Below are 13,003 nucleotides of genomic sequence, written 5' to 3'. Positions count from 1 at the left end.
AAGTGAGAATCATGGCTGGACACAGTAAATGGGCCAATATTAAGCATAAAAAAGCGGCGACAGACGCGAAACGCGGCAAAATCTGGACCCGCATTATTAAAGAAATTACCGTCGCAGCGCGCATGGGCGGCGGCGATCCGGGCACCAATCCACGTCTGCGTTTAGCGATTGAAAAAGCGGCTGATTCCAATATGCCCAAAGACACTGTCGTGCGCGCAACACAGCGCGGTAGCGGTAATTTGGAAGGCGCAAACTACGAAGAAATTCGGTACGAAGGATACGGTATTAACGGCGCGGCCATTATCGTCGATTGCTTAACCGACAACCGAGTACGCACTGTGGCAGAAGTGCGCCATGCGTTTTCCAAATACGGCGGCAATATGGGTACCGAAGGTTCGGTCGCGTTTATGTTTAAGCACTGTGGTCAATTTTTCTTTGCCCCCGGCACTAATGAAGATGCCTTGATGGAAGCGGCTCTGAACGCTGGCGCAGAAGACGTCATTACCGACGACGAAGGCGGCTTTGAAGTGATCTGCCCTCCGCATGATTTTTCTGTCATTAAGCAAGCGTTAGAAGAAGCCGGTTTTAAAGCAGAAATGGCCGAAGTCGTCATGAAACCCGATACTGAGACCTTATTTGAGGGCGACAACGCCGTCAAAATGCAAAAACTGCTGGATGCCTTAGAAAATTTGGACGACGTACAAGACGTGTACACCAATGCGGTACTTGAAAATTAATGCGTCGATCCAACCACAAATTGGCGACGCAGTGCAGTCTGAAATAAGCAATTAACAAAAACCGTTAACACTAGATTGAAATGACCAAGCAGCGCAGTGCGGCTGCTTTACTTATTTCCACCCTCATTACATAAAATATGAAAATACTGGTAGTCGGCTCAGGCGGCCGCGAACACGCTCTGGCATGGAAACTGGCTCAATCGGAACGCATTCAAACCGTTTTTGTTGCACCCGGCAATGGCGGCACTGCCTTGGATAATCGTCTCAAAAATGTGCCGATTACCGATCCCAAAGCGTTAGCCGAATTTGTCAAAGCCGAACACATCGGGCTGACCTTGGTTGGCCCCGAAGTTCCTTTGGCCGCTGGTATCGTCAATATTTTCCGTGAACACGGTTTAAAGATTTTTGGCCCCACTAAAGAAGCGGCGCAATTAGAAAGCTCCAAAGATTTCGCCAAATCGTTTATGGAACGCCACGGCATTCCTACGGCGAAATACCAAACATTTACCGACCTCGCTGCCGCTCATGCTTACATCGATCAGCAAGGCGCACCGATCGTGATTAAGGCCGATGGTCTGGCCGCCGGCAAGGGCGTGGTTGTTGCCATGGATTTGGCCGAAGCGCATGCAGCCATCGAGATGATGTTGTCCGACAATAAGCTCGGCGACGCGGGCGCGCGCGTGGTAATCGAAGAGTTTTTAACTGGTGAAGAAGCTAGCTTTATCGTCATGGTCGATGGTAAAAACATTCTGCCATTAGCGACTAGCCAAGATCACAAACGCTTGCTCGATAACGATCAAGGTCCTAACACTGGCGGCATGGGAGCCTATTCGCCCGCGCCGATTATTACCCCGCAAATTCACGCACGCGTGATGCGCGAAATTATTCAACCAACTGTAACTGGCATGGCCAAAGACGGCATCATCTTTACCGGATTTTTGTATGCCGGTTTGATGATTGATGACAATGGCAACCCAAAAACATTGGAATTCAATTGCCGCATGGGCGACCCTGAAACGCAGCCAATTATGGCGCGTTTGAAAACCGATTTAGTCAGCGTGTTAGAACATGCCGTCAATGGGCAGTTAGATGCGATCGAACTGGAATGGGATCGTCGCACCGCTTTGGGCGTGGTGATGGCAGCCGAAGGCTATCCTGACACGCCAGTCAAAGGCGCGGTAATTACCGGCATTCCTGCAGAAACCGCGGACTGCGTAACTTTCCACGCGGGGACCCAACTAGAACAAGGCCAATTAAGCGTTACCGGCGGTCGGGTGCTGTGCTCGGTGGGCTTGGGTGACACCGTGAAAGTGGCGCAAAAACATGCCTATGAAGCGGTCGATGCGATTAAATTCGCAGGCGCACAAGCGCGGCGCGACATCGGTTGGCGTGCGCTATATAAAAAACATTAATCACTCAAACTGGCGATAAATGGGCGCAGACAGGCCTTATTTATCGCATTCTTTTTTATCTAACCAAGTGCGTCAATGACCAATACCGCCGTTAAAAATTACCTGCTCAGCCTGCAAGCCAATATTGTGGCGGCACTAGAAAAGCTCGACGGACACAGCTTCATCACCGATAGCTGGGAACGTCCTGAAGGCGGCGGTGGCATTTCACGTGTCATAGAAGAAGGTGCATTTTTTGAACGTGGCGGTGTGAATTTTTCGCACGTGATGGGCAGCAATTTACCGCCCTCCGCCGCAGCGAGTCGCCCAGAATTAGCAGGTCGCTCATGGGAAGCAATGGGCGTATCGTTAGTGCTGCATCCGCGTAATCCGTACTCCCCAACGGTGCATATGAACGTGCGTTTTTTTAGTACGCACGCACAAGGTCAAGAGTCGGTTTGGTGGTTTGGCGGCGGCATGGATTTAACGCCGTATTACGGATTTGAGCAAGACGCGCGCCATTTTCATCAGACCTGTAAAGATGCGGTCACGCCCTTTGGCGCGGATTTGCACACTGAATTTAAAACTTGGTGCGACAAGTACTTTTATTTAAAACACCGCCAAGAGCCGCGCGGCATGGGCGGCATCTTTTTTGATGATTTCAATCGCTTACCGTTTGAGCAGAGCTTTGCCTTAATGCAGCGCGTGGGCGACGCGTTTACCGAAGCCTACATTCCGATTGCCCAGCGCACGAAAGACATGGCCTATGGCGAACGCGAACGTGATTTTCAGGCCTATCGCCGTGGTCGTTATGTGGAATTTAATCTGGTCTTTGATCGCGGTACGTTGTTCGGTCTGCAATCGGGCGGTCGCACTGAGTCGATCTTAATGTCGATGCCGCCGCAAGTGAAATGGCGCTATGACTGGCATCCAGAACCAGCTTCGGCTGAAGCTAAGTTGTACAGCGACTTTTTAATTCATAAGGACTGGCTAGCGTGACCGAGGCTAACGTCGCGTCGATTACTCCTGAACCGAATCAATGCATCCTAATTTTGGGTGGCAGCTTTGATCCGGTGCACAGCGCGCACGTTGCTTTAGCTGAATTGTTCAATAATTTGCTCAAACCAACTCAGTTGCGTATCATACCGACTGGCTGGTCTTGGCAAAAAGCGGCTTTTCAAACAAGCGCCGCACATCGCGTTACAATGTTGTCCTTGGCTTTCGCCGATTTAGCCCGACAAACGCCGTTAGTCATCGACCAACAAGAAATACAACGCGCCGAGCTAGGCATTCCCAGTTACAGCATTGACACTCTCACCGCCTTGCGCACCGAAGTTGGCGATCAAGCTTCCCTGATCTTTGTGATGGGAGCCGACCAACTCCAAGGTTTGCATAGCTGGCAGAATTGGCAACATTTATTTGATCTGGCGCACATTGCCGTCGCAGCGCGCCCCGGTTTTACCCTAGAAGCACTCGATACATCGGTGGCAAACGTGTTTGAACAACGTTCTGGCAGCCTCGATCAATTACGAACCCGACCCTGTGGGCACACCTATTTGTGTGCCGATTTGGACATCGACATCTCATCGACCCAAATCCGCCACGGAAAAAACTTGTCATTAGTCCCGCCAGAGGTACTAGACTACATACAACAACATCACATTTATTAGAAATCATGGATATTAAAAAATTACAAACATTAGTCGTTGACGCGCTCGAAGATGTCAAAGCCCAAGACATTAAGGTCTATGACACCACGCATTTAACGAGTCTGTTTGACCGCATCTGCATCGCTTCCGGCACCTCAAACCGCCAAACTAAAGCGCTGGCTTCGTCTGTGCGCGAGAAAGTCAAAGAAAACGGCGGCGACGTAATCGGTATGGAAGGCGAAGATATCGGCGAGTGGGTATTGGTCGATTTGGGCGACATGGTGGTGCACATCATGCAACCTGTCATTCGCGGCTACTACCGTTTAGAAGAATTATGGGGCGATAAAGAAGTCAAATTTGGCGCTGCCAAACGGGTTAGCAAGCGCACCGCCGAAGTGGTCGAAGAAGAACCCGCCAAGCGCGTGCGCAGCAACATCAATCAAGCAACCCAAACCACCTTGGACGACGAACCTAAAAAGCCCGCCAAAAAACCACGTGCAGCAGCAACTGGTGAAGTGGCAGAGAAGCCAAAACGTGCCGCTCGTGTCAAAGCAGTAGCAGTCGCCTTAACCAGCGATCCAGCTCCAGCCGCTAAGAAACCAGCAGCTCGCAAAAAAGCAGTCGGCACCACCGTTAAAGTCGCGGCAACCAAAACTGCGGTGGCGTCTGCCAAACAAGCAGCAGCCAAGCGCGCAACTGCCAAACGCAAAACAGCTGTTTAATTCAGCGGCGGCAGATCAGGCATGCAGTTAATTATCGCGGCCGTCGGCCATAAAATGCCATCTTGGATAGAAACCGGCTTCACAGAATACGCCAAACGTATGCCTGCTGAATGCCGGATTGTCCTAAAAGAAATCAAACCAGTCGAGCGCTCGGGCAGCAAAACCGCCCAAACTGTGATGGCCTTGGAGCGCGCCAAAATCGAAGCGGCCATTCCCAAACAAACCCGCATCATCGCCTTGGATGAGCATGGCAAAGACTTAACCACTATTCAATTATCCCAGTTGTTGACAGAATGGCAGCAAGAAGGCGGCGACACCTGCTTTGTCATTGGTGGCGCTGATGGCTTGGATGCCGACTTCAAAGCCAGTGCCAAACTCAAAATCCGTATTTCCAGTCTGACCCTGCCCCACGGCATGGTGCGCGTGCTGCTCGCCGAGCAACTTTATCGCGCTTGGTCGATTACCCAAAATCATCCTTATCATCGCCCATAAGCGCCGTTTCTTCACCCCAAACTGCTGTTAAATATTTCCGACAAGAAATTACAATTTTCGGTTAGGATATTGCCTGCTTATCTACACACAAACTAAATTAGCCGTGGGTAAATTGGCATATCATTTATTGTTAATCACATTGGGCGATTATCGTAATACACTCTGCTACACCGTCAATTTGACTTAGCTTGCCTTGTAACTCGACGGAATTTTATCGATATACGCTGTTCACTGTAATTCAGAAAAAATTAAATCAATATGAAATTGCTAGACAACAAAATATATTTAGCGTCCAAGAGCCCGCGTCGTCGAGAATTACTACGTCAAATCGGTATTAATTTTGAGATCTTATTGTTACGCGATGCCAATTCGCGTCCGGCTGATGTGTCTGAAACTGTGCTGCCAGATGAACTGCCATCGGACTATGTCAAACGGGTCACCAAAGAAAAAGCCGAGGCAGCGTGGAATATGATGTTGCTGCGTAAATTACCGCTGCGCCCAGTACTCGCCGCCGATACTACGGTTGTCCTCAACGGTAAAATCTACGGCAAACCTGCCAATCGCGCTGAAGCCTACGAGATGCTGTCCGCCTTGTCCGGCAGCACCCACCAAGTCCTCACCAGCATCGCCGTGCACTTCCATCAAAAGCAACTAGAATCGACCCAAACATCCGAAGTCACATTTACCAAGCTGACCAAAAAACAAATCGATCAATACTGTGACACGCTAGAACCCTACGACAAAGCTGGCGGCTATGGTATTCAAGGCAGCGCTGCCCAGTTTATTTCACACATCTCTGGCAGCTATTCTGGCATCATGGGACTACCATTATTTGAAACCGCACAACTCTTAACCGAGGCGGGAATTACTCTCTCATGAGCGAAAATATTCTGATCAATATCACCCCGCAAGAAACCCGGGTTGCATTAATTTTTCAAGGCGCAGTACAAGAATTACACATCGAGCGCACCATGTCGCGCGGCTTGGTTGGCAATATCTACCTCGGCAAAGTCGTGCGCGTCTTGCCCGGCATGCAATCCGCATTTATTGATATTGGCTTAGAACGCGCCGCGTTTTTGCACGTGGCCGACATTTGGGATTCGCGCACTAACGACAATGCCACGCCGACACCGATAGAAAAAATGCTGTTTGATGGTCAGGCCATCATGGTGCAAGTCATCAAAGACCCAATCGGCACCAAAGGCGCCCGTTTATCGACTCAGATTTCAATCGCCGGCCGTATGCTGGTCTATTTACCGCAAGATTCGCACATCGGCATTTCACAAAAAATTGGCAACGAAGAAGACCGCGAACAGCTACGCAACATGGTGCAAAACCTGCTAGCGCCGGGCGAAAAAGGCGGCTTCATCGTGCGCACCATGGCCGAAGACGCGTCCGAATCCGAATTGCGCATGGACGTCGATTATCTGCGTAAAACCTGGGCCAATATTTGCCTGCTGGCCAAAAGCAAACCTCCCACCAGCTTATTGCACCAAGATTTAAATTTAGCGCAGCGGGTGTTACGCGACTTTGTAAATGTGGAAACCGACTGCATCCACGTCGATTCACGCGAAAACTATCAAAAACTGTTGGAATTTGCGGAAAGCTACACGCCATCGGTCATTCCCAAACTCGTCCATTACACCGGCGAACGCCCACTGTTTGATTTGTATGGCGTAGAGGAAGAAATCCAGCGTGCTTTAGGCAAGCGGGTTGATCTCAAATCGGGCGGCTACTTAATCGTCGATCAAACCGAAGCGATGACCACGATAGACGTCAACACGGGCAGTTATGTGGCAGGTCGCAATTTTGCTGACACGATTTTCAAAACCAATTTGGAAGCAGCCCACGCTATCGCGCGCCAACTGCGCTTGCGTAATCTGGGCGGCATGATCATTCTCGATTTGATCGACATGGATAACGCCGAGCACAAAACAGCCGTGTTAGCCGAACTCAACAAAGCCTTTGCGCGCGACCGCACCAAAATTTCCGCGTCCAGCTTCTCAGCACTGGGTTTAGTCGAAGTTACCCGCAAACGCACGCGCGAATCGTTAGCCCATATTCTGTGCGAAACCTGCCCCGCCTGCGACGGCAAAGGCCAAGTCAAAACCGCACGCACCATCAGCTACGAAATCCTGCGCGAACTGCTGCGCGAAGCCAAACAATTTAACCCGCGCGAATTCCGCATTTTAGCCTCGCAAGTGGTGGTGGATTTGTTCTTGGAAGAAGAATCACAGCATTTAGCAATGCTGGGTGATTTCATTGGAAAACCAATTTCGCTACAGGTTGAAAGCACTTACCACCAAGAGCAATACGACATTATTTTGATGTAAGGCGGGAAGCTCATTCGCCCAACTAAAACCCGCGCAGTTAGGTTTATCAAAGAGCAACATTCAACCTTTTCTGAAAGCTGCCGTTAACAAATCATTCGATAAGCCATTACGGTAAATCATGGTTGCGGCAATTGGAAACTCTAGCAGCATTAGCAACAGCGCCACAACGGGCTCAAGCAGCACGACCCAGATTGCCGCCTTGCAAAAACAACTAGCAGCCCTTCAGCAACAACTGGTGTGCACAAATTGCGCCCAAACCCAAAAGGCATTGCAACAATCAATTAGCGCCTTACAAGCTCAAATTACCCAATTACAAGAAATCAATTCCGGCAAGGCTAGCGCGGCCAATGGATCTAGTGCAGCCAACCAAGCTAACCAAATTGCGGCTACCCAAGGTAATTCGACTTCCAATACCCGTAACACGACCACGGCGACTTTGGGTAATACCATTAATGTGACCGTCTAACCGTTTGGCTTGGCCCGTATTTTCTTCTGATCCGATATCCCCGCTTAGCTAGCTTCAAATTCCTGCACAATAAAGCGTTCGCTTGTTGTGACGTCAGAAACACTCCTATGTATAATCCTTGCTTGCCTTTCCTCCCCCGCATTTAGCTTAAGCAGTTACCGATTTCTCCCTATAAAGCGGTGCTTTGCTGGGGCTTAAACCGGGATTCATTTTTAGATTTTATGCAATTAACATGCTGTGCGAAAAACCATGCGCTGACTAACCGTTTTGAAAAAAATTAAAAAACACTAACGAATTACCATGCCTGATTTAAATCCCAACGCCAATTTTGTCCCTAAAACCCACACGCCACCATGCAATTGATCCCAGCACAAGCGCTTGAAAAAGCCGACAAAATTTTATTTATTACTCATTTGGCGATTGGCGATTTTACCTATCTACAAAATTTCTTCAGCGCCTTTGCTAAGGCCTACCCGCACATCAAGGTCGATATCTGGATTGATGAAGTGCGTGCCACATCCGACCCAAGCAAATGGGAATTCCTTAAAAAGTATTCGCTCTACGATTGGGCTGAAAATTGCTCGTTTTTCCGTAAAGTTTATCGCCGCACATATAGCCCAGAGTTGTTGCAAGAATCCATACATGAAGCACAACAAGAAAACTATCCCTTAGTCGTTTCACTCGCGACATTACGTCCACACAAATACGCGCAGCTCGCACGCACGGTCGGGCCACATGCCTTAGCGATTGGGATACGCGGTAGGGCGAAATGGTATGCGCCTTGGCAGAGTGCCGTGTATAACAAACTCGACGCCACCTTCGCGCCCTTCCACCCGCCGCAAAGTGGTTATCACATCACCGAAATCTACGCCGACTGGTTTAAGCAACTGTGCAATCTGACTGTCACTTCAGAAAACCGCTTCCCGTTCGTTCATATTCCAGACCAATGGACGAGTTATGCGCGACAACAATTCATTACTTGGGGTGTGACCGAAGCAAACGTGGCAGCTGGGCAAAAAGTTGTTTTCATCAATGCGTTCGCTAAAACTAAAAAACGTTGCTGGCCGCTGAAAAGCGTAGCCGAACTCATCATCGCCATGCGTGCACTGCCCCAGTGGAGCAATACCCACTTCGTCGTCAACGCAGTTCCGCAAGAACTTAATAATGTGAAATCGGTTTTTGCAACCTACAACTTGCAAGACACCCATATTTTCAGTGCGAATGAAAACTTCTTCCAATTGCCAGCGATATTGCAACGCTGCGACCTAATCATTTCAGTCGAAACCGCCGTCATGCATTTAGCCAATGCGGTACACGTTCCTGTCATCGCGTTGATGCGCCAGAAAAATCCAGAATGGGTTCCGATTGACAGCAAAATTAGCACCGTCATTACCACCACGCGCCGCAGTGAATGGGTCGATGCAATTCCCGTATCAGCTATTTTAAAGGTCGTCTAAATGAGCGCCGCATTGAATTCAGAATCCATAACAAAAGCCGCAAACGATTCATTCCATATTGCGTTCTGTATTGATAATCGCTATTTCCGCGCGATGGGCGCCACGATTTTGTCGATCTTGGATAACAATCCTGGCGTTCATTTCACCTTTCACGTGCTGGCATTTTCGGTCTCGGATGAACATCGCGCACGACTGCTTAAGCTAGAAGAAAACTATCCAGTCCAAACCCATATTCACCTTGTATCGCCATCGCTGTTTAGCCGGTTCGCTCACTTTATTGAATCGACTTATTATTCCCCGGCTATCTTCACGCGCCTAGCGATTCCTGACATTCTCAAGGATTACACCGACAAAGTTCTGTACCTCGATGCAGATATTTTGTGTGTCGGAAAAATGGACGATCTCATCGAGCTATCGATGGACAATGTGATCGCGTATGTTGTGCCAGACGCAGAAGCAACGACGGTGCGCCGTGCTGCTGCACTTAAATTATCGCAAGTGAAATACTTCAATTCTGGCGTGTTGTACATGAATATCAAAGAATGGTTAGCGAATCAAATTACCGAAGCCACCATTCACGCGCTGCTCACTGGCGGCGATGATTTGCGTTTCCCCGATCAAGACGCACTCAACATTGCCTTGGACGGCAAAGCAATTTATATCGAAAAACGTTGGAATTATTTGTACGGTTTGATCGGCGATTTAGAAAACGATTACCGTGCCATGCGGGATGTCGGCGATGCCGTGTTCCTCCATTTTGCTGGGGCAGTGAAACCTTGGGCCAATTGGTGCATGCACGATTCGCGCGCGATATTCGCTAAATATCACCGCATGTCACCGTGGGCCGATATGCCCATGGATGAGCAACCCATCAATTACAAAGAAATGCGCATGCATTCGCGCTTTTTGTGGCGCCGCCGCCAATTTGCTGACAGCGTGAAATGGTTTTGGCGCTATGCCTTGGCACGACCACGATAACCGTTACCCAACCAATTCTTGGCCTAAAAAAATAAATGACCACCCAACTTGTCCCTGCTGAGCTGCTGCAAAAAGCCGATAAAATCCTATTCGTGGCCCATTTGGCATTGGGTGATTTCACCTACATGCAAAGCTGTTTTAGAGCATTTACCCAAGCATATCCGCACATCAAAGTGCATTTGTGGGTGGACGAATTACGTCGTACTGACGACGAAACTCAGTGGGAACATTTAAAAAAATACTCGCTGTATGATTGGGTCAATTCGTCTTCGTTGTTCGACAAAGTTTACAGTCAAACCTACAGTCCGCAATTATTTGAACAATCGGTTAAAGAGGCACAGGCCGAGAACTACCCGATTGTGATCTCACTGGCAGTTTTGCACCGGCATAAATACGTCAATCTCATTCGTCGCCTAAGTCCGAACGGATTTATCGTCGGCCAAAAAAAACGTGTGCGATTTTATGATATTCCGAAGCACCTAATTTATCGCAAACTCGATGCGTTTATTCCGGCTTATAAAATTTCAAAAAAACACCAAGCCAATTTGCAAGCTGTGCCGCACATCAGTGAAATTTATGCCGGTTGGTTTCATACTTTATTTAATATCGGCGTTTCAGACAGCGAGCGCTTGCCCTATGTTGATATTCCCGAGAAATGGCGTGAATACGCCCAGCTACAATTTAACGATTGGGGTTTTCGGGAAGGCCAACGCGTCTTTTTTATCAATGGCTATTCAAAGTCAGCCGACAGAAGCTGGAAAATTGAGCGAGTGCTTGACTTAGCTGCCGAAATTAAACGACAGCCCGCATGGAGCAACGCTGGCATTATCATCAACGTCGTGCCCGATCAGATGCAATATGCGAGATCGGTTATTGCACAACGTCCGATTGAACATGTGCATCTATTTAGCGCGACAACGAACTTCTTCCAATTGCCGGCCATTCTGAGCGTTTGCAACTTAATTATTTCGGTCGAAACGGCGGTGATGCATTTAGCCAATGCCGTGCATGTACCAGTGATCGCGTTAATGCGCCAAACAAGCCCTGAATGGGTGCCTATCGATGCGTCGATCACCACGATCATTAAGGTCAAGAAACGCAAGGCTTGGATGGATGAGATCACCGTCAATGACGTTATGAAAGTTCTTCGCTCTGAGGAGTAGAAAAATAGGGCTTAATCGGCGTTGAATCAAGCCAAAATAGCGTTGAATCAACGGATCAAATTCCGGCAATTAAGGATTGTTGCGAATTGAGCGTGAATCAGGTTGCAGCTGTTTTTTTCGTTCACCAATAAACGCAAAAAATACCGCGCAAGCAACGCAATAAAACGTTTCACACTCTTTATATTGAAACAAAACATCAACCAATCCAAAGATCATGAAGCCAGCGCAAACGCTCAGGCCCATTGCCGCTGCAGCACGTATCTGCCTATCTTGGTTGAACAAGCTCTTAGAAAAATAATATGCCGGCACCAAATAGGTCATCAAAATCGCGACAAGCCCTAAAACGCCCATCGTCGCGGTACTGTATATCAACTCATTGTGACTATGCGCCCCGTTGTAGTCAGTTGGCAATACCCTGCGACTCGCCATCTCTTTCAATGCTTCTTTGTAATAGTCGCCGGTTCCGACCCCGATTATGGGATGTTCCTCGATCATTTTCCAACCGGCCTCCCAAAGTTGAAATCGCACACCGACCGACGTATCGGTATTCTTATCGACTGCATAGATTTGGATATCTTGCGCAGCTTGCTCAATACGACTTTTGGCCAAGTCAGTGCTAAAAAATAGAACTCCAACAATCGCGACCGCCGCTAACAAATACCCGATCTTTTTTAAAGCGAACGCCTTGGGCACAAATGCTGCATAACCCAAGATAATAAAGATCGGCAGCGCGATCCAAACACCACGCGTCTGGCTCACATAGATGACATATATCCCACATAGTCCACCAAGCAAATGTATGGCGATACTTAATTTGCTTGGTTTCTCATCCCAAGCCAAGGAAAAAACCGAAAACGTTCCTAACAAGCTTGCCAGCGCGACATACCAGTTTTCGATCTCTGGTCGGCCGTTGTAGCCTCTAGGTAAAAACCAAATCTGCACAGCGCATAAAACAATACCCGCCACCCACGCCCATTGAACTGTGCGGAGCTGTTCAATCTTCAAATTGAGGGCCATCCATAGCACCACAACAAAAGTAGCTAACCTAGCGATGGAGTTGAATGAAGGTAAGTAGAGATGACCATGCGCGATTTGGCTCAAAATTAGCGCCACCAACATCGATCCCATGGCCCAGTGCAACAATTTAAACGATTGATAGACTTCGCCGAACTGAGTGGTAATTCCAGTTTTTCGGAATAACGCCACAAGGGCTAAAATAATCAGCAGAAAATAGCTTAAATTTAGCAGGCGGCCGGGCAATCCCGCACCAAACAAAACACAGAGCAAAGCCAAGGCAATTACGTGTTGTTGGCTTGTTCTATTCAAATTGAACGTCATAAATTGCTTACATACCAGTAAAAAAATTAGCCTGAATTGTACTGACGAAATCAGCCAATGTCATGACATTGAATTATTAAAAATGCAACCCGTAGTTAGCAAGCCGTCATTTTATTTACACTCTTAATTCTGCCCCCGGTATCAACCGGTTGCAGTAGCACTGTAGTTTAGAGAGATAAATGAATTGAAGGTACAACTTTACCTACCGCATTCAAACTCATACAAGCTAGAACAGGGTTTTCTGTTTTTCTGGTCGGCTAAAAATGTATCAGCGCTTATT

13 protein-coding genes are annotated in these 13,003 nt (G+C 48.3%); 12 read left to right on the top strand and 1 reads right to left on the bottom strand.

Going from position 1 to position 13,003, the window contains the following annotated elements; genetic code table 11:
* The first annotated feature begins 11 nt into the window (after positions 1–11).
* From E2I14_RS13485 to E2I14_RS13430, 12 genes are all read left to right on the top strand, one after another.
* Entirely contained in the window at positions 12–737 is a 726-nt protein-coding gene (locus E2I14_RS13485; RefSeq protein ID WP_133329401.1) for a YebC/PmpR family DNA-binding transcriptional regulator, read from the top strand.
* A 137-nt stretch (positions 738–874) separates the two neighbouring features.
* Complete coding sequence (purD, locus tag E2I14_RS13480) at positions 875–2,149, top strand: phosphoribosylamine--glycine ligase (RefSeq protein ID WP_133329399.1); 1,275 nt, start codon at positions 875–877, stop codon at positions 2,147–2,149.
* A 75-nt stretch (positions 2,150–2,224) separates the two neighbouring features.
* Positions 2,225–3,124, top strand: a complete 900-nt coding sequence (hemF, locus tag E2I14_RS13475; RefSeq protein WP_133329397.1) for an oxygen-dependent coproporphyrinogen oxidase — start codon at positions 2,225–2,227, stop codon at positions 3,122–3,124.
* Positions 3,121–3,795: a nicotinate (nicotinamide) nucleotide adenylyltransferase gene (nadD, locus tag E2I14_RS13470; RefSeq protein WP_227544736.1), complete on the top strand. Its 675-nt coding sequence runs from the start codon at positions 3,121–3,123 to the stop codon at positions 3,793–3,795. The genes hemF and nadD overlap by 4 nt, the downstream gene beginning before the upstream one ends.
* 5 nt (positions 3,796–3,800) lie before the next feature.
* Positions 3,801–4,496: a ribosome silencing factor gene (rsfS, locus tag E2I14_RS13465; RefSeq protein ID WP_133329395.1), complete on the top strand. Its 696-nt coding sequence runs from the start codon at positions 3,801–3,803 to the stop codon at positions 4,494–4,496.
* 21 nt (positions 4,497–4,517) lie between these two features.
* Positions 4,518–4,988 (top strand): 23S rRNA (pseudouridine(1915)-N(3))-methyltransferase RlmH, encoded by a 471-nt coding sequence (gene rlmH / locus E2I14_RS13460; RefSeq protein WP_133329393.1) that lies wholly within the window; start codon positions 4,518–4,520, stop codon positions 4,986–4,988.
* Between the two features lie 258 nt (positions 4,989–5,246).
* Entirely contained in the window at positions 5,247–5,867 is a 621-nt protein-coding gene (locus tag E2I14_RS13455; protein WP_133329391.1) for a Maf family protein, read from the top strand.
* On the top strand, positions 5,864–7,321 hold the full coding sequence (gene rng / locus E2I14_RS13450) for a ribonuclease G (RefSeq protein ID WP_133329389.1): 1,458 nt from the start codon (positions 5,864–5,866) through the stop codon (positions 7,319–7,321). Before E2I14_RS13455 ends, rng begins: the two co-directional genes overlap by 4 nt.
* 118 nt (positions 7,322–7,439) lie before the next feature.
* Positions 7,440–7,787 carry a hypothetical protein gene (locus tag E2I14_RS13445; RefSeq protein WP_133329387.1) on the top strand — a complete coding sequence of 116 codons (348 nt, stop codon included), beginning with the start codon at positions 7,440–7,442 and terminating at the stop codon, positions 7,785–7,787.
* A 353-nt stretch (positions 7,788–8,140) separates the two neighbouring features.
* Positions 8,141–9,244: a glycosyltransferase family 9 protein gene (locus E2I14_RS13440; protein ID WP_133329385.1), complete on the top strand. Its 1,104-nt coding sequence runs from the start codon at positions 8,141–8,143 to the stop codon at positions 9,242–9,244.
* A complete protein-coding gene (locus tag E2I14_RS13435) occupies positions 9,245–10,222 on the top strand; it encodes a glycosyltransferase family 8 protein (RefSeq protein ID WP_133329383.1) in 978 nt (325 codons plus the stop codon).
* 35 nt (positions 10,223–10,257) lie between these two features.
* Positions 10,258–11,385: a glycosyltransferase family 9 protein gene (locus E2I14_RS13430; RefSeq protein ID WP_133329381.1), complete on the top strand. Its 1,128-nt coding sequence runs from the start codon at positions 10,258–10,260 to the stop codon at positions 11,383–11,385.
* Between the two features lie 69 nt (positions 11,386–11,454).
* Here E2I14_RS13430 and E2I14_RS13425 read toward each other — a convergent pair whose 3' ends face one another.
* Positions 11,455–12,723, bottom strand: coding sequence for an O-antigen ligase family protein (locus tag E2I14_RS13425; RefSeq protein ID WP_133329379.1), 1,269 nt, complete (start codon positions 12,721–12,723; stop codon positions 11,455–11,457).
* Between the last annotated feature and the right edge of the window lie 280 nt (positions 12,724–13,003).

This window comes from Sapientia aquatica, assembly GCF_004358105.1.
GTDB classification, from domain to species: Bacteria; Pseudomonadota; Gammaproteobacteria; order Burkholderiales; family Burkholderiaceae_D; genus Solimicrobium; species Solimicrobium aquaticum.
The sequence above is the reverse complement of the archived record's forward strand: the minus strand, read 5'-3'. Positions and strand labels throughout refer to the sequence as shown.